General features: G+C 67.5%; 13 protein-coding genes. 10 read left to right on the top strand and 3 right to left on the bottom strand.

Annotation, left to right across the window (positions count from 1 at the left end; all coding sequences use genetic code 11):
* Positions 1 to 281 precede the first annotated feature (281 nt).
* Positions 282 to 1,235 carry a LysR family transcriptional regulator gene (locus tag EV278_RS21125; RefSeq protein ID WP_165916729.1) on the bottom strand — a complete coding sequence of 318 codons (954 nt, stop codon included), beginning with the start codon at positions 1,233 to 1,235 and terminating at the stop codon, positions 282 to 284.
* Between the two features lie 275 nt (positions 1,236 to 1,510).
* Here EV278_RS21125 and EV278_RS21120 point away from each other — a divergent pair, with 275 nt between their 5' ends.
* From EV278_RS21120 to EV278_RS21080, 9 genes are all read left to right on the top strand, one after another.
* Positions 1,511 to 4,477 carry a TonB-dependent receptor gene (locus tag EV278_RS21120; RefSeq protein ID WP_132095750.1) on the top strand — a complete coding sequence of 989 codons (2,967 nt, stop codon included), beginning with the start codon at positions 1,511 to 1,513 and terminating at the stop codon, positions 4,475 to 4,477.
* Positions 4,478 to 4,531: 54 nt separating this feature from the next.
* Positions 4,532 to 5,665, top strand: a complete 1,134-nt coding sequence (locus EV278_RS21115) for a nucleoside hydrolase (protein ID WP_132095748.1) — start codon at positions 4,532 to 4,534, stop codon at positions 5,663 to 5,665.
* On the top strand, positions 5,662 to 6,984 hold the full coding sequence (locus tag EV278_RS21110) for an NCS2 family permease (protein WP_132095746.1): 1,323 nt from the start codon (positions 5,662 to 5,664) through the stop codon (positions 6,982 to 6,984). Before EV278_RS21115 ends, EV278_RS21110 begins: the two co-directional genes overlap by 4 nt.
* Positions 6,984 to 8,114: an adenosine deaminase gene (add, locus tag EV278_RS21105; protein ID WP_132095744.1), complete on the top strand. Its 1,131-nt coding sequence runs from the start codon at positions 6,984 to 6,986 to the stop codon at positions 8,112 to 8,114. Before EV278_RS21110 ends, add begins: the two co-directional genes overlap by 1 nt.
* Before the next feature lie 300 nt (positions 8,115 to 8,414).
* Complete coding sequence (locus EV278_RS21100) at positions 8,415 to 8,996, top strand: RNA polymerase sigma factor (RefSeq protein WP_132095742.1); 582 nt, start codon at positions 8,415 to 8,417, stop codon at positions 8,994 to 8,996.
* Positions 8,965 to 9,933: a FecR domain-containing protein gene (locus EV278_RS21095; RefSeq protein ID WP_132095740.1), complete on the top strand. Its 969-nt coding sequence runs from the start codon at positions 8,965 to 8,967 to the stop codon at positions 9,931 to 9,933. The genes EV278_RS21100 and EV278_RS21095 overlap by 32 nt, the downstream gene beginning before the upstream one ends.
* A gap of 377 nt (positions 9,934 to 10,310) precedes the next feature.
* On the top strand, positions 10,311 to 13,124 hold the full coding sequence (locus EV278_RS21090; protein ID WP_132095738.1) for a TonB-dependent receptor: 2,814 nt from the start codon (positions 10,311 to 10,313) through the stop codon (positions 13,122 to 13,124).
* Between the two features lie 51 nt (positions 13,125 to 13,175).
* Entirely contained in the window at positions 13,176 to 16,343 is a 3,168-nt protein-coding gene (locus tag EV278_RS21085; RefSeq protein ID WP_132095737.1) for an amidohydrolase family protein, read from the top strand.
* Positions 16,344 to 16,359: 16 nt separating this feature from the next.
* Complete coding sequence (locus EV278_RS21080; RefSeq protein ID WP_132095735.1) at positions 16,360 to 17,922, top strand: FAD-dependent oxidoreductase; 1,563 nt, start codon at positions 16,360 to 16,362, stop codon at positions 17,920 to 17,922.
* Between the two features lie 240 nt (positions 17,923 to 18,162).
* Here the strand turns inward: EV278_RS21080 and EV278_RS21075 are convergent, their stop codons facing one another.
* On the bottom strand, positions 18,163 to 20,454 hold the full coding sequence (locus tag EV278_RS21075) for a TonB-dependent receptor (RefSeq protein ID WP_132095733.1): 2,292 nt from the start codon (positions 20,452 to 20,454) through the stop codon (positions 18,163 to 18,165).
* Positions 20,455 to 20,566: 112 nt separating this feature from the next.
* Between EV278_RS21075 and EV278_RS21070 the strand changes: the two genes are divergently transcribed.
* Complete coding sequence (locus EV278_RS21070; RefSeq protein ID WP_243692289.1) at positions 20,567 to 21,157, top strand: MarR family transcriptional regulator; 591 nt, start codon at positions 20,567 to 20,569, stop codon at positions 21,155 to 21,157.
* A gap of 31 nt (positions 21,158 to 21,188) precedes the next feature.
* Here EV278_RS21070 and mhpT read toward each other — a convergent pair whose 3' ends face one another.
* Positions 21,189 to 22,400, bottom strand: coding sequence for a 3-(3-hydroxy-phenyl)propionate transporter MhpT (gene mhpT, locus EV278_RS21065; RefSeq protein WP_132095731.1), 1,212 nt, complete (start codon positions 22,398 to 22,400; stop codon positions 21,189 to 21,191).

Genomic DNA, 22,400 nt, shown 5'->3' with positions numbered 1-22,400 from the left:
GGCGCAGTAGGGGGACAAGCGCGATAACATGAGGATTTGCGCGTATCGCGATAGGCGCTGGAGAACCCAGAGGGGCGCCCGACCATTGACTGAGGCTTCCTTACCTTGAGAAATCGAGGCCATCTCGCCCTTGAGACGGCCTCTGAAGTCTTTCCGGGGACAACAGTGCGCTTTTAGGTCCGCCTGCTGAGCCGATCCCTGAGCCGATCCCAAGGTGCAGGATCGACGCTCATCCGGGCGTCCAACAGCTCACTCCGGCAACAGGGGGAGCGCGTGGCCAGCTAAGCCTCGGAAGCGAGAATATTGGCGAGGGCGGGGATCAGGGCGGCGGCGAGACCGAACGCGCTGGGATGTTCCTCTTTCAGCTTGGATCGCTGGAACAGCATCAGCTTGCGCCGGATGGCCGGTGACGTCAGCGGGATCAATCGGATCTTGTCAGTCTCATAGCCGCGCGCGTAGAGGCGGGGGATGACGCCCAGGGCCATGCCCGAGCCGACCAGCCCGAATAGCGACCCGACCTGATCGACCCGAAAACGCTGCGACGGCGAGAGATTGTTCTGGCGCATGGCCGCCGTACTCAACTCGCCGATGCTGCCGCCGGTGAAGTGGACGATCTCGTCGCCTTCCAGGGCGCTCCAGGGCAGTTCGGCGTGCGAGGCCAGGCGATGGCCCACCGGAGCGGCCAGCATCATCTCGTCCTCGGTGATCAGGCTGGCCTTGACGTCGTCCTCGATGCGGCCAAGGACGCCGACGACGATGTCCAGCCGCCCCGAGCGCAGGTCGGCCATCAGGCTGTCGTTCTTGCCGTCGCAGAGGTGAAAGCAAACGTCGGGGCGTTCCTGGCCCAGGCGTGCGATCGCCTCGGCCGCAGCGGGCACCACCGAAGGGATGACGCCGACCCGCACCACCGACTTGCCGCGCGTGGCCGCGTCGCTCATGTCGATGAAGGCGTTGTCGGCCGTGGTCAGCAGGCGGCGGGCATGGGGCAGAAAGGCCGCGCCAGCTTCGGTGAGGGCGACATGGTGGGTGCTACGATCGAACAGCCGCAGGCCCATATGCTCCTCGATCTGCCGGATCGCCGCGCTGAGCGCCGGTTGCGACACGGTCATGCGCTCGGCGGCGCGGCTGAAATTGGCCGATTCCGCCAGGGCCGTGAAGAACCTCAGCTGGCGGAGGGAAATGGCCTGGGTGCGGGCGGATGGGCGGGGGCGCGTGGCGGTCGAGAAGGTCTGCACGGGAGCTTCCAGAAAGACTGGATCGCGCGCTCTCAACGGCTATAAGCGCGATCTATAGCGAGATAATTACAAAGAATTTCCCTTTCTAAGAGGGCTCGCTAGCGTGCCTTCATCGCGCTTCCGCCCAACAGTATAAATAAAGTGCAGGGAGGGTCGAAGTTTCGCACAAAGCAGTGCGAATTTTGATCATCTCTACTTATTGGTGAACAACGATAAAGAGTGACGGCGGGGAGGGCTGTCGGCGAGGCGCGCCAACAAACCAAGGGGGTTCTTCGATGTCGTCCGTCGCCGGTTTCGCGCCTGATCCTGTTTTCGCCCGTCCTCGCTCCAAGGCCTCATGGCTGGGGATCGCCTCCATCGCGGTTCTGGCGGCCCTGGCCTGCGGCGGCGCGGCCGCCGCCCAGGAAGCGCCCGTCGACCAGGTCGAGGCGATCGTCGTCACCGGCTCGCGCATCAAGAGCCCCGACGCCACCAGCGTCAGCCCGGTCAGCACCGTTGGGGACAAGGAAATCTCGCGTCGCGGCGTCGTGCGGGTCGAGGATCTGATCAATACCCTGCCTCAGGCCTTCGCCGACCAGGGCAGCGGCAATCGCGGCGGCACCGTCGGCGCCAGCGGCACGGCGACCATCAACCTGCGCAACCTCGGCAACCAGCGGACTCTCGTGTTGATCGACGGCCGTCGCCTGATGCAGGGCGACCCGGCCCGCTCGGCGGCGCAGGCGGCGGACATCAACAACATCCCGGCGGCCCTGATCCAGCGCATCGACGTGGTCACGGGCGGCGCCTCCGCCGTCTACGGCTCAGACGCCCTGGCCGGGGTCGTCAACTTCATGCTCAAGCGCGACTTCGAAGGCGTGCAGCTGGATGTGCAGGGCGGCCTGTACATGCACAACAACCACAATTCGATCGCCTCGGTCGCGAAGGCGGCGGGCCAGGCGCCGGCGATCGGTCGCGAGCTGGACGGCGGTCAGCAGAGCTATTCGATCACCGCCGGCAAGAACTTCGCCGACGGCCGAGGCAACATCACCGGCTTCTTCAGCTACAAGAAGATCGACGGTGTCGGCACCAAGGATCGCGACTTCTCCACCTGCAACCTGTCGGCCACCGTAGCCGGCTATGCTTGCTCGCTGTCCAGCGCCACCTATCCGGTGCAGTTCCAGCTGACCAATCCGACCACGGGCGCGACCCGGGGCAGCTACGCCCTGGAAGGCAATACGCTGCGGACCTATCGCTCCACCGACGGCTTCAACAACGGCAAGACCTACGACCTCCAGTCGCCCGACAAGCGATACAACGCCGACCTGTTCGGCCGCTACCAGATCTCGGACAAGGCCGAGGCCTATGGCGAGCTGATGTACATGCACGACGAGGCCGACATCAAACTATCGCCCACCGCCGTGTTCACGGTCTCCGAGAAGATCAACTGCAACAACCCGCTGATGTCGGCCCAGGAAAAGAACCTGATCTGCACCTCGGTCGGCCTGACCGATGCGCAGAGCGCCAACGTCATCGTCTCGCAGCGCAACGCCCTGGGGGGCTCGCGCCACGACTCTACCGACCACATCTCGTATCGCGGCGTCGCGGGCCTGCGCGGCGACCTGAGTTCGCACTGGCGCTACGACGTCTATGCGCAATACGGCCGAACTGATTACAGCTCGCGGCTGACCGGCGACTATTCGCTGGCCAAGTTCGCCAAGGCCCTGCGCGCGGTGACCAACAGCAGCGGCCAGATCGTCTGCGAGTCGGCGGCCAACGGGACCGACCCGTCCTGCGTGCCCATCAACCTGTTCCAGGTCGACGGCATCACCCCCGCGGCGCTGAACTATGTCCAGAACATCGTCCGCCGGAGCGGCTACACCGAGGAGAGCATCCTCAGCGGCGCTCTGACCGGCGACCTTGGCCTGACCAGCCCGCTGGCCTCGTATCCGATCGGCGTGGCCATCGGCGCCGAATATCGCAAGGAGAAGATCAGCTTCCAGCCCGACAGCTATTACAGCAGCCGCGACGTGGCGGGGAATTCGGGCGGCGAATACCCGATCGCCGGCTCGTTCGACGTCAAGGAAGCCTACGGCGAAATCCGCGTGCCGCTGGTCGAGAACAAGCCGTTCTTCAAGAGCCTGTCGGTCGAGGGCGGCGTCCGCTACTCCGACTACAGCATCGCCGGCGACACCTGGGCCTACAAGGGCGGCGGCGAATGGACGCCGATCAGCGACATCCGCCTGCGCGCCAGCTACCAGCGCGCCGTGCGGGCGCCCAACCTGGTGGAGCTGTTCGGTCCCCAACGCGTGGTGACGGCGGCGATCAGCGACCCGTGTGAAGGGACGACACCGAAGGCGACGGCGGCCCAGTGCGCGCTGTCCGGCGTCACGGCGACCCAATACGGTTCGATCGCCCCGGCGGCCGGCCAGCAGTCCGGAGCCATGGTCGGCGGCAATCCGAACCTGGATCCCGAGACCTCGAACACCAAGTCGTTCGGCGTCCAGTTCATGCCGCGCTTCGTGCAAGGCCTGAGCGTCTCGATCGACTATTTCGACATCGACGTGAAGAAGCTGATCACCACGGTGCCGGCCAGCATCGAGCTGAACCAGTGCCTCAACGCCGGCATCGCCTGCGAGCTGATCAAGCGCAACGCCGCCACCGGCTCGCTGGTGACCAGCGGCTACGTGATCACCACCAGCGTCAACGCCGGCTATCTGAAAACCAAGGGCCTGGACTTCGCGGCCAGCTATTCGCATGACCTGCCCGCGCTGTTCGGCCGGGACATGGGCCGGTTGGGCTTGAACCTCGCGGGAACCCGGACCGATCGCTACGAGGTCCAGATCCTGCCGGGTCTGGCTCCGTATCGTTGCGACGGCTATTTCGGCGTCACCTGCGGCCAGCCGGTCCCCGAGTGGCGTCACCGCCTGGTCGCCGACTGGACTTCGCGCGGCGGCGTCAACCTGTCGGCCACCTGGCGCTATATCGGCGGGACCAAGAACGACAAGTCCAGCCGCTCGATCTACCTGACCGGGACCTACCAGCCCTATGATCTGAAGATGCCCAGCGTCAGCTATGTCGACTTCGCCGCCTCGGCCAACGTCACCGAGAAGGTCACCCTGCGCGTCGGGGTCAACAACGCCTTCGACAAGGATCCGCCGCTGACCGCCAGCACGGGCGGCCAGACCTCGAACGGCGCCTTCTTCGCGGGGATGTACGACTCGCTGGGGCGCTACATGTTCGTCGGCGCCACCGCGCGCTTCTGATCCAGACGAGGGAGGGGCGTAGGTCCTCCCGCGTCCAGGCCAAGGAATCCTTCCATGCTGCCCTGTCGCTTCCCCCCTTGTTTGCGCACCGCAGCCCTTGGCCTGGCGGCGCTGCTCGCGAGCCTGTCGCTCGCGGGCGGCGCATTCGCCCAGACGACCTCGCCGCCCCCAAAGGACGTCATCCCGAAGGGCAAGGTCGCAATCTTCTTCGACAACGACTTCCTGGGCCCCGGCCAGAGCAACATCCAGTCGCTGATCCCGCTGCTGCGCGACGACCGGGTCAAGCTGCTGGGGATCGGCGTCGTCACCGGCGACGCGTGGCTGAAGGAAGAGGCCGCCCACGCCCTGCGCTTCCTCGAGATCGCCAAGCGCCCCGGCGCGCCTGTCCATCTGGGCGCGCAGATGCCGCTGATCCGCACCCAGGCTGAGATGGCCAACTGGGAGGCGCGCTATGGCAAGGTGCCGTTCAAGGGCGCCTGGAGCACGCCCCGTCCGGGACGCACCTATCATCCGCAGGATCCCGACCTGATCCCGCCGATGCCGGAGGGCGCGCCAACCCTCGAGGCGTCCGACGAGGACGCCGTGCACGCCCTGATCCGCAACGTCCGCGCCCATCCGGGGGAGGTGACGGTGGTCAGCGCCGGCCCGCTGACCAATATCGCCCTGGCCCTGCGCATCGCGCCGGACATCGCGGGTCTGGCCAAGGAGATCGTCATCGAGCCTGGCAAGCTGGACACCGCCGTGGCGCGGGTCACCGGCAACACCGACTACGCCACCGACTTCAACTTCATCTTCGACCCCGAAGCCGCGCACATCGTGCTGACCGCCCCGTGGAGGAAGATCACGGTGATGGGCAATGTCACCGCCGCCGCCAGGGCGACGCAAGAGGTGGTCGATCGCATCGGCGCAGCCGGCACGCCGGTGGCGACCTACGTCAAGACCTACGCCCGTATCGGCCAGCCGCTGTGGGACGAGATCACCGTCTCCGTCGCCATCGACCGCTCGCTGGTCACGGAGGAGCTGGTGGCGCGCATGGACGTCGACACCTTCGCCGGGCCGTCGTACGGCCAGCCGGTGGTCTGGAAGGCGGACATGGCGCCCAACACCGGCGAGCGCGAGGTCCATATTGTGCGAGCGATCGATGTGCCCCGCTTTGTCGAAACCTTCGTCGCCCAGGCCTCCGAATGAGCCACGTCCACGCTATCCTCGACCGTCGCTTCGCCCTGACTGCGCGGGGGACCACGGCCGGCCGCGAGATGATGGCCGGCCTGACCAGCTTCCTGGCGGCGGCCTACCTGATCGTGGTCATCCCGTCGCTCCTGTCGACCGGCGGCATGGATCGCGGCGCCGCGACCACCGCCGCGATCCTGGTCATGGCTCTGGGCAGCATCGCCATGGGCCTCTACGCCAACCTGCCGTTCATCGTCGGGCCCGGCATCGGCGGCTCGGTGATCCTGGGTGTGACCCTAGCGCATAACGAGCACGTGCCGCTCGCCACCGGCCTGGCCATCGCCATGACGTCGGGCCTGCTGTTCATGGTCCTGACCCTGACCGGCGCGCGCGAGCTGGTGGTCAAGATGATCCCGCCGCAGATCAAGCTGGGGCTGGGGGCCTCGATTGGCCTGTTCATCGCCATGCTAGGCTGCCGCGACGCTGGCATGGTGGCGGTCAACGTCAAGACCATGGCCCTGAAGCTGGGCGACTTCTCCCAACCCGGCCCTGTGGTGGCTCTGATCGGCTTGGCCGTCGCCCTGGCCCTGCAGGCGCGCAAGATCCCTGGCGCGGTGTTGGCCGGCATCGCCGCCGCCGCCCTGGCGGGCGTTCCCCTTGGCCTGACCAAGCTGCCCGATGCGGTCTTCTCCGCACCGCACGTCCTGACGCCGGTGGCGCTGAAGGTCGACATGATGTCGGCCCTCACGATCGCCGCGCTGCCCTACGTCTTCGCCTTCTTCGCCGCCGAGTTCTTCTCGACCCTGGGCACCACCCTGGCCATCGGCGCCAAGGCGGGCCTAACGGACGGGGAGGGGAACCTGCCGGGCATCGAGCGGCCGTTCCTGGTCGACTCGTTCGCCGCGGCCCTGGGGCCGCTGATCGGCATCCCGGCCGGCACCGCCCTGGTGGAGTCGGCCGCCGGGGTCGAGGCAGGCGGCCGTACGGGCCTGACGCCCGTCACCGCCGCGGCGCTTTTCCTGGGCGCGCTGTGCCTGCTGCCGCTGGCCATGGCCATTCCGAAACAGGCCACGGCGCCGGCGCTGATCCTGATCGGCGTCTCGATGCTTGGCACCATCCGCCACCTGCGCAGCGAAGCCGTGACCGACCTGTTCCCAGCCATCGCCATGGTGCTGCTGACCTTAATCTCCAACAGCTTCGGCACGGGCATCGCCGGCGGCCTGCTGGTCCACGTGATCGTCCAGGTGCTGGCCGGCAAGGCGCGCGAGATCCCGATCGGACTTCTGATCCTGGCCGTTCCGCTCGGATACTACTTCTACACGGCCGCCACGCACTGATGACCGACATCGCCAAATCCATCGGAGCCGTTCCGGCGACCACGCTGGGGCGCCGGACGACCGACGCCCAACGCGCCGTGTTTCGCGCGATCCCCAAGGTCGAGCTGCATTGTCACCTGCTGGGCTCGGTGCGGCGCGAGACCTTCGCCGACCTCGTTCGCCGGCGTGGCGCGCCGATCAGCGAGGCCGAGATCGCCGTCTTTTACGAGCGGGGTTCCAAGCCGATCGGCGTGCTGCGCGTGCTGCGGGCGCTGGAGCGGTATCTGCTGCTTGAGCCCGACGATTTTCGCCGGATCGCCTACGAGTATCTAGAGGACGCGGCGGCCGAGGGCGTACGCCACGCCGAGTTCTTCTGGAACCCGACCGCCACCGTTCGCGATAGGGGCCTGACCTATCGTGAGGCGCAGGCCGGAATCCTGGCCGGTGTACGCGAGGCGCGGGCGGACCTTGGCGTCAGCGGCCTGTTGATCCCCAGCATCGACCGCGAGGCCGAGGCGTCCAGTGCGCTGGAGATGGTCGAACTGATGCTGGAGTGTCGCGATCCCGCCGTGCCGGGCATCGGCATCGACTATCGCGAGAACGACCGCCCGCCCGAGCTCTTCCACGAAGCCTACGCCCTGGCGCGGCGCCACGGCCTGAAGGCCACCGCCCACGCCGGCGAGTTCGGCATGCCCTGGACCAATGTCGAGACGGCTGTCGACCTGCTGAAGGTCGACCGCGTCGACCATGGCTACACCATAGTCGACAATCCGGATCTGGCGCAGCGCTATGCCGAGCGGGGCCTGGTGTTCACGATCGTGCCGACCAACTCCTACTATCTGCGCACGCTGGAACCCGAGCGGTGGGCCGTCGACCATCCGATCCGGCGGATGTCGCGCCTGGGTCTGAAGCTGCATCCCAATACCGATGATCCGACACTGCACAACGTCACGCCCGGCGGGGCCTGGGAGCTGATGCACAGCCATCTGGGCTACGACATGGCCGACCTGCGCGAGATGATGCTGAACGGCGTCGATGGCTCTTGGGCCGCTGATGACCAAAAGGCCGAGTGGCGCGCACGCTGGCCAGACGAATTCGACGCCCTGGTCGCCACCACGGCCTGGCCTGAACCGGCGGCCTTTCCCCGGTGAGGGCAGCTCTGGACGGCTCCGGCCTAGCGATCGGCGGAGCGCGGGGTCCGCGATGCAAGCGTCTTCAAGGTCCAGCTATCTTTAAGCCGCGCGTTCCCCAGGCCCACTGTTCGACGACAAGCTTGCCGCTGAGGGCGCTGCGTTGCCGGGGCGCAGAACCTAGGCGCTAGGGGCGCGGCTGTGCTTCGTGGCTCAGCGTCGGCCGGCGATCGACCGATATTTCTCGTGGGGCGTGTTGCCCGGGGAGGGAAGAGCTTCGAACCTTTCTCGTCGCCGGGGTTTGTCGCTGTCGAGGGCCCGTTGAAACAGAGTCGCGCTGAAATCGTCGCCTTCGTCGGCGGCCAGATCCTTCCGCACGAAGCCGACGTGCGCGCGTGGCTGCGCCGCTCCGGCAGCGCCGCGGCCGACATCGACGACGTGGTCCAGGAGACCTATTGCCGCCTGGCCGCTCTGGACAGCGTCGCCCACATCGCCAGCGGTCGCGCCTACTTCTTCCGGACCGCGCGCAACATCGCGATCGAGAAAATTCGCCGCGCGCGCATCATTCGCATCGACTGCGTCACGGAAATCGACGCCCTGAACGTCGTAGATGATGAGCCGTCTCCGGAACGCGTGGTCGCGGGCCGTCGCGAACTGGGCCGGATACGGCGGTTGATAGAGGAGCTACCCGAGCGATGTCGGCGGATCTTCACCCTTCGCCGGATCCACGGTCTTTCCCAGCGGGAGACCGCCCTGCGCCTGGGGGTGACGGAAAATGTCGTGGAGATGCAGTCGGCGCGGGGCTTGCGTTTAATCCTGCGGGCCTTATCGGAAACGGACGCACAAGATCATCCGGCAGGCGGCAAGGCTCATGAGCTCCACCCGGTCCGCAAGCGAGATTGACGACGAGGCGGCCGACTGGGCCGTCCGTGTCGATGCGCGTGGCCTGGACGTGGAGCGGGATCCCGAACTGCTGGCCTGGCTGGATGGCGACGCGCGCCGGGCCGGCGCGCTGCTGCGCGCCCAGGCGGCGATCAGTTTCCTGGATCGCGGTCGGGCCCTGGCTGGCGCGGCGCCATCGGTCGAGGCCGTCGCCGGTCGGCCGAACCGCCGCGCCCTGATCGCCGGGGCGGGGGGAATAGCCGCTGCGTTGATAGGCGGCGTCGGCCTGTGGGCCGCGCGGCCGCAACGGCTGGATACGCGCCTGGGCGAGATTCGGCGGGTGCCGCTGGCCGATGGGTCCCTGGTGGCCATCAACACCAAGACCGCGCTGGATGTGGCCATGAGGCCAAGGTCGCGCCGGATCGTGCTTCGCGAGGGCGAAGCCTGGTTCCAGGTCGCCAAGGACCCCGAGCGCCCGTTCATCGTGGCGGCCGGGACCGTGCGGGTTCGGGCCGTAGGCACCGCTTTCTCCGTACGACGCGGCGACGAGGCGGCCGCCGGCGTCGATGTGATGGTCACCGAGGGCGTGGTCGAGGCCTGGATCGAAGGCGACCCGGCCCCTCGCCGGCAGCTGTCGGCGGGCAGTCGCATCGTCCTGGCCAGCGCCGTGTCGCCGACCGTGGCGGAGTCGCCGTCCGAGATCGAGCGCAGCCTGGCCTGGCGCAACGGCGAGATCGCCCTGGATGGTGAAAATCTCGAACAGGCCGCGCGGCTGTTCAACCGCTACAACAACCGTCAAATCGTGATCGAGGATCCGGTCCTGGCGCGGGAACGCTTCGTTGGCCTGTTCCAGACCAACGAGCCAGAGAGTTTCGCCGCCGCGGTCGCGGCCACACTCGGCGCGGTCGTCAATGATGACGCGGGTTCCATCCGGATCAGTCGCGGCCGTACTTCCTGATCGTACTTCTGCTTTCTATATCACTGAATGGAATGTCGCCTATTCTATGTGGCGATATGAGTAAACCTGTGGATATCCGCAAGCATACTGACTCGGTGTAGACGAGTTCTGTTGTCCTACTCTCCCCCGATCTTTGCGGCGGAGCATCCATGAAAATTCAAGGCGGAGAAGGCGTCGGGAGCAAGACTTCCGCGCCGGGGGGCGGCGTTGTCGGCACGCATGCGAAACGGGCGCCCAGGGCCGAAGCTGGCGCGAAAGCGGGCGAGTTGGACCGTGATCGAACCAATCGCGTGAACGCCCACCGGAAATCTGCGTCCGATCCCTCGTCCTGTCAGGAGGCCGCGCATGGCGGACCTCGGAACGATGGGGGATTGTCGATGGGTGACTGGACGAACCGTTCCGCCAGGCGGCGGCTGCTCTGTGCGGCCTCGGCCATCTGGGCGCTGAGCGCCGGCGCCGCCCTGGCCCAGGCCATGCCGTTCCGGATCGACGCCCAACCGGCGGCGGCGGGCATCCGCCAGTTCGCGCGTCAGGCTGGCGTGCAGATCCTGGTCCAGTCCGAGGCCGCCGAAGGCAAGCGCACCGCGCCCGTGAAGGGCGCCTGGCCGGTCGACCGCGCGCTGGAGCAACTTCTGTCCGGCACCGGGCTGGCGGTGGTCTCCAACGACGGCAAGACGATCGTCCTGGCGCCGCCGCGCACCGGCCTGATCCGGACGGGCTGGTCGGGCGCCGCTGGCGCGGTTTCGCCGCCCGCCGCCGAACCCGTTCCCCCACCCAAGCCAGAAGAACCCAGCATCATCGAGGCGGTGATCGTCACCGGCACCCGCTCGACCTCCCGCACGGTGACCGAGAGCATGGCGCCGATCGACGTCATCTCGTCGGCAGAGCTGACCAAGAGCGGCAAGCAGTCGACGCGCGACCTGATCTCGACCCTGGTGCCGTCGGCCAACACCTCCAACAGCGGCGCGGGCGCCAGCTTCGCGATCAAGACGGTGTCCTTGCGCGGGCTGTCGGCCGACCAGACCCTGGTGCTGGTCAACGGCAAGCGCCGGCACAACACCGCCATCCTGTTCGTCAACGGCACCACCCAGAACGGCCAGTCGCCGCCGGACCTGGACCTGATCCCCTCGGCCGCGATCGAGCGAATCGAGGTGCTGCGCGACGGCGCCTCCGCCCAGTACGGTTCCGACGCCTTGGCCGGGGTGATCAACGTCATCCTGAAGAAGAGTCCCGAAGGCGGCTCGATGACGGCGCTTTACGGCAAGACGGCCGAGGGCGACGGCGAGACGGGCCAAGTCTCGGGCAATATCGGCCTGAAGCTGGGCGAGGCCGGCTATCTGAACCTGACCGCCGACGTGCGTCTCACCGACCCGACGGACCGGGGCGACAAGACGCTGAACACCACCCAGATGTACTTCCCCCTGAACGCCCTGGGCCGCCCCGTGCGCGTGGGGACGGCCGGCGCGACGCCGGATCCGCGCGAGGCCACCGCCAATCGCCACACCAGCCATCCCGGCTCGCCGCAGGTGCAACTGTTCTCGCTGGGCTACAGCGCCGGCTCGCCGATCAGCGACGACATCGACCTCTATTCGTTCGGCACCTTCTCCAGCCGTAACACCGCCGCTTGGTTGACCTTCCGCAACCCGAACGCCGCCAACAACATCACGGCCATCAATCCCGACGGCTATACGCCGCGCCTGTTCCTCAAGGACCGCGACTTCCAGGTCGCCCTTGGCGCAAAGGGGGCTGGCCTGCTGGGCTTCGACTGGGATCTGTCCACGACCTTCAGCCGCGACGACGTCGACTATTACGAGAACTCGCTGAACGCCTCGCTGGGCCCGGCCAGCCCGACCTATTTCTATATCGGCGCGCTGAAGTTTCAGGAGTGGACCAGCAACCTGGACCTGACGCGCGAGGTCGACACCGGCGTCTTCGCCCAGCCGCTGTTCGTGGCCCTGGGCGCCGAATATCGCGACGACAAGTTCGAGATCGTCGCGGGCGAGCCGGCCTCCTATGTCAATGGCGGCTATGTCGCGCCGGCCGGCAGCCCGCAGGCCGGCGTCGTCTTCGCGGGCGGCTCGCAAGGCGTGACGGGCTTCCCGCCATTTTCGGCCGGGTCGTTCTCGCGCGACAACATTTCGGCCTATCTGAACGTCGAGCAGAAGGTCACCGACAAGCTCGAGTTCGCCCTGGCAGGCCGTTTTGAGCACTATTCCGACTTCGGGAACGCCAAGACCTTCAAGCTGTCCAGCCGCTACGCGATCCTGCCCCGACTGGCGATCCGGGGGACGGCCAGCACGGGCTTCCGGGCCCCGTCGCTTCAGCAGCAGCACTACGCCTCGTCCAGCACCATCGGCGTGATCGTACCGCCGGCCACGACGACCCAACTCTATCCGGTGCAACTGCTGCCGCCGGACAATCCGGCCGCGATCGCCCTGGGCGCCAAGCCGCTGCGTCCGGAGAAGTCGGTCAACTATTCGGTCGGCCTAGTCGCCCAGCCGATCTCGCGAATGAACGTCACGCTGGATGTCTACCAGATCAAGATCGACAACCGAATCCTGCAGAGCGGCACGCTGGGCCCGAACGCGGCCGTCAGCAACGCCCTGGCCAGCCAAGGGCTGAACCCGCAGCAGGCGGCCTTCTACTACGGCAACTTCGCCGACACGAAGACGCGCGGCGTCGACTTCGTGGTCGACTACCGCACCGACTTCGGCGACCTCGGATCCGTACGCTGGACCTTCTCGGCCAACCACACCAAGAACGAATTCACCCGGGTGGTGCAGCCGCCGGCGGCCCTGGCGGCGGCCGGGATCGTCTACATCGATCGCGTCAAGATCGGCGACCTGACCGTCGGCACGCCCAAGGACAAGTACATCCTGGGCGCCGACTGGACGCTGGGAAAGTTCGACACCAACCTGCGCCTGACCCGCTATGGCGAGGTGATCCAGCGCACGCCCCTGGCGACCAACGACGAGACCGTCAGCCCCAAGCTGATCGTCGATCTCGACCTCAGCTACGCGGCGACCGACAACATCACGGTCAGCGTGGGCGCCAACAACCTGCTGGACGCCTATCCGGACAGCGTTCGCGCCGCCAATCGCGGCACGCCCGCCTTCGCCTACTACAATCAGTACTCTCCGTACGGGATCAGCGGCGGCTTCTACTACGCCCGCGTCGCCGCCCGGTTCTAGGCTTGCCGCCGGTCCGGGCGCAGGTCCGGGCCGGTCCTCTCGGAGTTCACGATGACCAAGAGTTCCAAGCGCGGCGTCAGCCGCCGCCGGCTTTTCTCGATCGGCGGCGGGGCGATCGCCGCTTCGGGCGTCGTGGCGCTGACGCCTCCGGGTGCGAAGGCGGCCGACCAGCCGCTGGTCGCCGACACGCGGAGCGTCACGGCCACAGAAGGCACCAACATCTGCGCCACCGTCTCGCCCGACGGCAAGACCGTGGCCTTCGACGTCTACGCCATGCTGTGGCTGGTCCCGATCGACGGCGGTCCGGCCAGGCGGCTGACCGACGAGATCTACGAGATCGCCCAGCCGGACTGGTCGCCGGACGGCAAGACGCTGGCCTTCCAGTCCTACCGCGACGGCAACTTCCACGTCTGGACCATCGGTGTGGACGGGGCGGGCCTGAAGCAACTGACCAAGGGCGTGTTCGACTGCCGTGAGCCGCGCTGGTCGCCGGACGGCAAGACGATCGCCTTCTCGTCGGACCGGGGCGGGCGCTACGGCGTCCACCTGCTGGACGTCGCCAGCGGTGCGATCACCGCCTTCAGCGCGGGGCCCGGCGACGAGTTCGAGCCATCGTGGGCGCCGGATGGCAAGAGCCTCGCCTTCACGGTCGACAAGGTCCGGATCGACATCCAGGCCCTGGACGGGGCGCGGCGGACGGTGGCCAAGGTCAAGGCCTCGGCCGACCGCTTCAACCCCGCCTCGGTCGCCAGCCCAGCCTTCACCCCGGACGGTCAGGACGTGGTCTTCACCGCCATCGAGAACGGCAAGGCCGAGCTGCGCAACGCCGCCGGCGTGGTGGTCGAGGGCGAGGATGTCTTCCCGTTCCGGACGTCGTGGCTGGGCTCGGATGAGTTCCTGTACACTGCTGACGGCCAGATCAAGCGCCGCGCAGCCGGCGGCCCAGCCAAGACCATCGCGTTCACCGCCACCGTCCCGGTGCTGACCCCACGCTACACCAAGAAGAGCCGAGACTTCCTGTCCGCCAAGACCCGGCCGGTGATTGGAATTGGCAGTCCGGCCCTGTCGCCCGACGGCCGCCAAGTGGTGTTCCGGGCGCTCAACGACCTCTACCTGCTCGATATCGGCGGCGGACCGGCCAAGGCGCTGACCCAGGACAGCTTCAGCAAGGTCGATCCAGCCTGGTCGCCGGACGGCGAGATCCTGGCCTATTCAACCGACAAGGGCGGTTCGTTGGACATCTGGCTGCGCGACATGACCACCGGCGCCAGTAAGCAACTGACGCACTTCGACGGGGCGGCGGTGTCCAGCGCCTGGTCGCGGGACGGCAAGTCGATCGCCTTTCTCAGCCAGAACGGCGGGCTGTTCGTCGCCGACGCCGCGACCGGCGAGACCCACCGCGTCTATGGCGACCTGTGGGAACCGGGCAAGCCGAGCTGGGGGCCGGGCGACAAGACCATCGCCTACGCCGCCTTCAAGCCCTACTCGGCCCGCTTCCGCGAGGGCCTGAGCGAGATCCTGACCATCGACGTGGCCAGCGGGAAGGGGACCTACGCCCCGATCGCGCCCGATCGCTCGCTGGGCACACGCGGTGACGACGGTCCCGTCTGGTCGCCGGATGGCAAGAGCCTGGCCTATGTCTTCGCCAGCCGCCTGCACGTCTCGCCCGTGGACGAGACCGGCAAGCTGCTGGGCCCGCCCAAGGCATTGAATGACGAGGTCACGGACGCGGTCAACTGGAGCGGCGACGGCAAGAGCTTGATCTATCTTTCCGCCGGCCAGCTGAAGCTGATCTCGACGACCGGCGGCGCGCCCAAGACCGTGCCGCACGGCCTCACCTGGGCCAATGTCCGGCCCAAGGGGCGGATGGTGGTCCGCGCCGCTCGCCTGTGGGACGGCAAGTCGCCGACGCTTCGTGAGAACGTCGACGTGCTGATCTCCGACGGTCGCATTGCCGGGCTCGCGCCCAAGGGCGAGGTGACGGCAGACGTGAAGATCGTCGACGCGCCGGCCGGCACGGTGATGCCGGGCCTGATCGACATGCACACCCATCGCCAGATGCAGGGCTACGGCTATGGCGACCGGGAAGGGCGGCTGTGGCTGTCTCTGGGGGTGACCACGACCCGCTCGCCGGGCGGCCCTGCCTATCACACCGTTGAGGATCAGGAGGCGATCGAGTCCGGAAAGCGGATCGGCCCGCGCTACTACGCCACCGGCGAGGCGATCGACGGGTCGCGGATCTTCTACAACTTCATGCGGCCGGTCACCGAGCCCGGCCAGATGGCGCTGGAGCTGAAGCGGGTCGAGGCGCTCTCATACGACCTGATCAAGACCTATGTCCGCCTGTCGGGCGAGCGCCAAAAGGAGGTCATCGCCTGGGCCCACGCCAAGGGTCTGCCGCTGACCTCGCACTATCACTATCCGGCCCTTGGGCTGGGCATGGACGGCATGGAGCATCTGGGCGCGACCAGCCGCACTGGCTATTCGCGCACCGTCAGCGCGCTGGGAAACATCTACCAGGACGTCAACGTCGCCTTCGTGGCCAGCAAGGCGGCGCGGACACCGACCCTATTCACCTCGACGGCGCTATTGGGCGACGACCGGTCGCTGGTCGACGATCCGCGCATCAAGGCGCTCTATCCGCCGTGGGAATATGCCCGGCTGCTGGAGCGCGCCAAGCAGATGGCGGCCATGGACCGCGCGCCGATCCTGGCCTCGCTGGCCCGCAATGTCGCCGAGGTGGCGCGCACTGTCCGGGCGGGCGGCCGCATCGTCACCGGCACGGACTCGCCGATCGACTTCAACGCCGTCAGCCTGCACATGAACCTGCGGGCCATGGTTCGCTACGGCATGACGCCGTACGAGGCGCTTGTCACCGCCACCAGCGCCTCGGGCGCGTACCTGGACGAACCGCTCGGGGCGATCGTCACCGGCCACTACGCCGACCTGATCGTCGTGGACGGCGACCCGTTGGCCCGGATCGAGGACGCGGCCAAGGTCGCCAAGGTGATCAAGCACGGCGAGGTCCACACGGTCGCCGACCTGATCGACCCGTTCGCAGACCATGCCCAGCACGCCGCCCTCGACCGCGGTCGGCGTTTCGTTTGCGAGGTCCCGGCCGAATATTGGTGGCACGAACCCGATTTCCTGGCCCAAGCTCGCGCTTCCTGCTGCGACGGCGCCTGCGGCTTCACGCCGACCTTCAGCCTTCAAGTCTAATATGGGGGAAGAGACGATGGGTATTTCACGACGGCGCTTTCTGACCTCCGTGGGCAAGGCCGGCGGCTACGGCGCCCTCTACACCACCATGATGGGCATGGGCCTGCTGGCTGCGCCTCGGGCCTATGCCGGTCCGCCGAAGCTGCCGGCGGGCGGCGGCGCGGGCAAGTCGGTGGCGATCCTGGGCGCGGGGATCGCCGGCCTGGTGTCTGCCTACGAGCTGCGCAAGGCGGGCTATGCGGTGACGGTGCTGGAGGCCCGCGACCGTCCGGGCGGCCGCGCCTGGTCCGTGAGGGGCGGATCGACGATCGTCCAGACCGGGCGACCCGACCAGACCGTCGACTGGGCGGAGGGCAGGAACGCCTATTTCAACGCCGGCCCCGCCCGTATCCCGCAGTGGCACCACGCGGTCCTTGGCTATTGCCAAGAGCTGAACGTGCCGCTGGAGGTGATGGTCAACGCCAATCGTTCGGCCAAGCTGGACTTCGCTGGCCAGGTGGTCACCGAGCGCCAGGCGGTCAACGACACGCGCGGCGCCTTTACTGAACTGCTGGCCAAGGCCGTCGACAAGGGCGCTCTGGATCAGGAATTGACGGGGATCGATAAGCAGAAGCTGCTGGGCTATCTCTCGGCCTATGGCGACCTCGGCAAGGGCAATGCCTATGGCGGCTCGACCCGCGCGGGCTTCAGCGCCTCGCCGGGCGGCTACGACCATCCACCCAAGGGCGGCGACCCGCTGCGCATGACCGACATGATGAAGGCGCGGTTCTGGGGCGCCAGCCTGATCTTCGAGGAGATCATCGACATGCAGGCCACCATGCTACAGCCGGTCGGCGGCATGGATCGGATTTCCTACGCGCTCTACGAACAGGTGAAGCCCGCCGTGCGGTTCGGGGCCGTGGTCAAGGCCCTGCGCAAGACCTCAAAAGGCGTGAAGATCGACTACACCGATGCGAGCGGCCCCAAGACCCTCGAAGCCGATTTCTGCGTCTGCACCATCCCGCTGCCGGTGCTGGCCAAGATCCCCTCTGACTTCGCGCCGCGCGTGAAGCAGGCGATCGCCGCGGCTGAATATCATCACGGCACCAAGGTGGCCTGGGAGAGCCGGCGGTTCTGGGAGCAGGACGACTTCCAGTACGGCGGCCTGGGCTGGACCGACGAAGCCAACGAACTGGTCTGGTATCCCAGCGGCGGCATCGGCGAGAAGACGGGGATCCTCGTCGGGGCCTATTCGATCGGCTTCTCGGGCCCCGACGCGCCGCCGAAATATGCCGCCCTGTCGTTCGAGGAGCGGTTCGCCATTTCGCGCCGGGTGATCGACAAGTTCCACCCCGGCCATGGCAAGGAACTGACCAAGCCCTTTACCGTGTCGTGGATGCAGACGCCCTACAGCGAGGGCGTCGCTGTCGGTTGGAAGGAGGAGCAGCGCGCCACTGACTATGCCGAGCTTTGCAAGCCAGACGGAGCCTTCTACTTCGCCGGCGAGCACATGAGCTATATCAACGCCTGGCAGGAGGGCGCGGCGCTGTCGGCGCACGAGGCGATCAAGCTGATCCAGGCGCGGGTCTCGGCGGCCTGACCTGAGTCACGTGCGTCAAGGGATTTGGGCTTGGGCGCAATCGCTCGGACAGGGGCGGGAGCGCCAGCCCGCACGGCCGGGCCTGCTTTTTGGCGCACCGCCAAACGGCGCCTGGCGCCTATTCGACGTCGCCGGACGCCGCGCGAGCAAGGGCGCCAACGTCTCGGCAAGCCCCAGGGCGGAGTTCATCCATCCCGGGGCCGCCACGTTTCGTCTCGCCCGTCGGGCGTTGGACGAGGATCAGAACTTGCGACTGAGGCTGAACCCCCACTCACGGGGACGGCCAAAGCTGGCCTCCTTCAGGCCAAAGCCGCTCGAGGCGTTGCCCGACACCATGTAGCGCTCGTCCGACAGGTTCGTGCCGAACAGCGCCGCCTGCCAGACCTTGTCGGGCGAGGCATAGGCGATCCGTGCGCCGAATAGGTCGTAGGCGGGCTGGGTCAGATCAGGATCGTTGGCCACGTCGTTGTAGACGGTGCTGTAGTGCGTCCAGTCCCCGCGGACGATCACGCGACCGCCGTTCGGCAGGTCGGCGCCGTACTCGATCCCGCCGTTCAGTGTCCACTTGGGCGCCTTGACGAAGTGAGTGGTCAGGGTGATCGGCAGCACCTGGCCCGCCGCGAGGCCCGTGCCGACCTCGGTATATTTGGCGTCCATGTAGCCGCCGCCGAAGTTGAAACTCCAGTGGGCGGTCGGCTTGGCCTGCAGCTCGACCTCGACGCCCTTGACCTCGCCCGCCGCGGCGTTGGCCACGAAGTTGCGCGGCGTCTGGTTCACCGTCACCTGGATGTCCTGGTAGTCGCTGAAATAGCCGGCGACGTTGAGGATCAGGCGGCGGTCCAGCCAGGCGGTCTTGGCGCCGGCCTCATAGGTCAGCAGGGTCTCGGGCTGGTATTCGGTCACCTCGCTGGCGTCGTTGAGCGGCCGGGCGTTGAAGCCGCCGCTCTTGAAGCCCTTGCCGACGGAAGCATAGAGCAGCACGTCGGGCGTGGCCTTGAACTCCAGGCCGATCTTGGGCGTGAACGAGTTCCAGGATCCGCTTGGCCTCACCTGAGCGATGACGCCGCCGTCGCGGATGCGGCGGTGGTCCAGCACGTAGTCCTTCTCGTCGCGATTGTAGCGGGCGCCCACCGTGGCGCTGAGGCGGTCGGTCAGGCTCAGGCTGCCCTGGGCGAACAGCGCGTAGGTGGTGCTGGTCACCTTGGTGTAGACCGCCGCCGACGGGCTGTAGGGCGGCGGCGACGCTCCGGGCGCCAAGCCGAGCGCCAGCTTGGCGTAGCCGGAATCGGTGCCGCGCTCGCGGAAGACGTAGGCTCCTGTCACCCAGGTCAGGCGGTCGCCAAAGGACAGGCCGCTCAGCTGGAATTCCTGGCTGTATTGCGCTTGGACGTCGTGATTGAAGGTCTCGCGGAAGGTGAAGGGGGTGTTGTCGCCGTCGCGGGCGAAGGTCGCCTTCAGGCCACGCACGGCGCTTATGCTCTTGAAGCTGACGCCGCCGAGATCCCAGTCGATCGTCGCCGACGTTCCCCAGAGATCCAGGTCATTGATATTGGGACCCGTGCCGTAGGTCGTGAACGGACTGTCGGTCAGGAACGAGGTGTTCAGGGTCTTGGCTCCGTTCGGCGCGGTGATCCCCAGACCGGGCGCGACATAGGTGTTGAAGTTGGCCATGAACGGCCCGACTGCGAAGCCGGGGACGGCGCCGATCACCAGCAGCTTCTGCGGCGCGGAGTGTTCCCGCGCCCGCGTGTAGTCGGCCGACAGGCTGACGGTCACCGCGTCAGAGGCTTCCCATCGCAGCTGGGCGCGGGCGGCGGTGGCGTTGCGGTCGCCCAGGTCGTCGCCGGTCAGCAGGCGCTTGCCATAGCCGTCGCGGGTCAGTCGGGCCGCCGACAGCCGAACCGCGACCTTCTCGCTCAGCGGGATATCCACGTGACCCTTGACATCCAGCCGGTCGTAGCTGCCCGTGACGCCCTCGATCTTGCCGCCGAACTCGTCCTTGGGCTGGTCGGTGGTGATGATGACCGCGCCGCCGATGGTGTTCTTGCCGAACAGCGTGCCCTGCGGCCCACGCAGCACCTCGATGCGGCTGACGTCGAAGGCGTCCAGCGTGCCGCCGATCGAGCGGGCGTAGTAGACGCCGTCCACATAAACCCCCACGCCAGGGTCGCTAAAGATGGCGAAGTCGTTCTGGCCTACGCCCCGGATGAAGACGGTGGCGTTGTAGTTGCCGCCGCTCAGCGCCGCGGCGCCGTCGAAGCGGATGCTGGGGGCGAACTTGGCGATTTGGTCGACGCTCTCGACGCCCCGACTTTCCAGCGCCTCGCCGGCGAGGGCGGTGACGGCGACGGGGGTGTCCTGCAGCCGTTCCTCGCGGCGGCGGGCGGTGACGACCACTTCCTCAATCTGGACGGCCGGCGTTTCAGCGTTCTGGGCGAAGGCGGGCGACGCGACCGCTTGGACCCCGGCGGCGGCGCAGATCAGCAGACCACCGGCGCACAGGCGGCCGGAAGCATTCTTATTCCTGGGCATCTGTTTCCTCCTCATACGTCGATTTTTCCCGACGGATCCCGAGGTGTCCGCCGGCACGCGCATTTTGTTATGAGTGCTAACTATCTCAGATCATGATTGTATGCCTGATGCAATGGGCGACGAGCAGGCACGCGTCCATTCGAAGAACGTTGTTGCGCGACGGCCACTGGCGACAGCTGAGGTCACGCCGCGAATCCACGCGACGTGGTACGAGAATGGAAAAGACGGGAAAGAGCCGATGATCGAGGCGAGGGAGCGCAAGGACTCCATCAGCGAAGAGGTTTCGCTTGGCGGCCTGGAAACCACGGTCGGATTCCTGCTGCGCTTGGCTCAGGTGGCGGTGTTCAAGGATTTACTGGCCGCGCTGAAGCCGTTCGACCTGCGCGTCACCGATCTTTCCGTCCTGCTGGTCATCGAAGCCACGCCCGGCCTGCAGCAACGGGTCATCGGCGAGGTGCTGCGTGTCCAGCGTTCCAACCTGGTGACGATCATCGACCAGCTTGAGGCCCGCGGGCTGGTGCGGCGGGGGCCTGTTCCAGGAGATCGCCGCGCCTACGCCCTGTCGCTGACGGTCGCGGGGGAGGCGCTGCTTCAAAAGGCCAAGGCCGCGCACGCCCAGCATGACCGCAAGGTCCTCGACGCCCTCGGCAAGGTCGACAAGGCGCAGATGCTGGCGGCTCTGGAGCGGATCGCCGCCCTTTGATCTCGCGCCGAGAGCAGTGTGAACCGGGGCGTCAGTCCTCGGAACGCGGGCGTGTCGCCAGCCAGAGGCTGACCAGACCGCCCACGGCGATGACCGGCAACAGCGCCAGCAGCACCTGGTTGGAGGATCCGCCGGCGCCGATGAGGGTGGCGGCCAGCAACGGGCCGGCCGCCGAGCCGAGCCGTCCCATGACCACGCCCGCGCCCACGCCCGTGCCGCGCAGGCGGGCGGGATAGAAGCCCGGCGCCAGGCCGTAGACCACCGACTGAACGCCCGACACGGTGGCGCCCAGCGCCGCGCCGACCACGAGGAACACCGCCAGCGAGGCCGGCGCGCCGGCCGCCGTCATCACGGCCGCCGCGGATGCGCCGAACGCGCCCAGGATCGTCAAAGTGCGCCAACGGCGGTGATCCATCAGCCAGCCGGTGAGGATGCTGCCAGCCGCGCCGGCCAGATTGAAGGCCATCTGTATGAGGCCGGCGTCGGAACGGCTCAGGCCTCGGCCGATCATCAGCGACGGCAGCCAGCTGAGCAGCAGGTACATGATCAGCAGGGCCAGGAAGAACGCGATCCATAGCAGCAGGGTGGTCAGGCCTCGGCTGTCGCCGGTAAGGGCTTCGACGAAACCCGACTTCTGGCCGCCGATCGTGGCGGCCTGGACCCTGGGGGGATTGGGCAGCAGGGCCAGGGCCAGCAGGAGGGCCAGCAGCGGTCCGACGCCGCCGACGAAGAAGATCATCCGCCAGTCCGAGGGATGGGCCCCGGCCAGGCTCACGAGGCTGGCCACGGCGCCGCCGCAAGGCATGCCCGCATAGAGGAAACCGACGGCGCGCCCGCGCAGCCTGGGCGAAACGCTCTCGGCCACGATGGCGATCAGGTTGGGCAGGGCGCCGCCCAGGCCCACTCCGGTCAGAAAACGGGCCAGCAGCAGGCTTTTCAGGTCATGAGCCAGGCCCGTGGCGATCGACAGCACGCCGAACGCCGCCACCGACACCAGCAGCGTGGCCTTGCGACCGAAGCGGTCGGACAGCCGTCCGCCGATCGCGGCGCCGGCCATCAGGCCGAAGGTGCTGATGCTGAAGAACCAGCCGAGGTCCTCGGGCTTCAGGCCAAGATCCGGCGCCAGGCGTGGCGCGGCGACGCCGGCGGCCTGGAGATCGAACCCCTCGAACAGCGCGAGAAGGCAGCAGACCGCGACGGCGACGAGGCCGCTCTTGATCCGGGACGCGGGGTGTTCGGTCAT

The sequence above is a fragment of the Caulobacter sp. BK020 genome, assembly GCF_004342605.1.
GTDB lineage: Bacteria > Pseudomonadota > Alphaproteobacteria > Caulobacterales > Caulobacteraceae > Caulobacter.
This window is presented reverse-complemented; position numbering and strand designations above follow the sequence as displayed.

Bases quoted from the DNA above. Each gene is read 5' to 3' on its own strand.
- EV278_RS21115 (WP_132095748.1), top strand. From the start codon at position 4,532: ATGCTGCCCTGTCGCTTCCCCCCTTGTTTGCGCACCGCAGCCCTTGGC.
- EV278_RS21070 (WP_243692289.1), top strand. From the start codon at position 20,567: ATGGGCGACGAGCAGGCACGCGTCCATTCGAAGAACGTTGTTGCGCGA.
- EV278_RS21075 (WP_132095733.1), bottom strand. From the start codon at position 20,454: ATGCCCAGGAATAAGAATGCTTCCGGCCGCCTGTGCGCCGGTGGTCTG.
- add (WP_132095744.1), top strand. From the start codon at position 6,984: ATGACCGACATCGCCAAATCCATCGGAGCCGTTCCGGCGACCACGCTG.
- EV278_RS21110 (WP_132095746.1), top strand. From the start codon at position 5,662: ATGAGCCACGTCCACGCTATCCTCGACCGTCGCTTCGCCCTGACTGCG.
- EV278_RS21080 (WP_132095735.1), top strand. From the start codon at position 16,360: ATGGGTATTTCACGACGGCGCTTTCTGACCTCCGTGGGCAAGGCCGGC.
- EV278_RS21120 (WP_132095750.1), top strand. From the start codon at position 1,511: ATGTCGTCCGTCGCCGGTTTCGCGCCTGATCCTGTTTTCGCCCGTCCT.
- EV278_RS21090 (WP_132095738.1), top strand. From the start codon at position 10,311: ATGGGTGACTGGACGAACCGTTCCGCCAGGCGGCGGCTGCTCTGTGCG.
- mhpT (WP_132095731.1), bottom strand. From the start codon at position 22,400: ATGACCGAACACCCCGCGTCCCGGATCAAGAGCGGCCTCGTCGCCGTC.
- EV278_RS21095 (WP_132095740.1), top strand. From the start codon at position 8,965: ATGAGCTCCACCCGGTCCGCAAGCGAGATTGACGACGAGGCGGCCGAC.
- EV278_RS21085 (WP_132095737.1), top strand. From the start codon at position 13,176: ATGACCAAGAGTTCCAAGCGCGGCGTCAGCCGCCGCCGGCTTTTCTCG.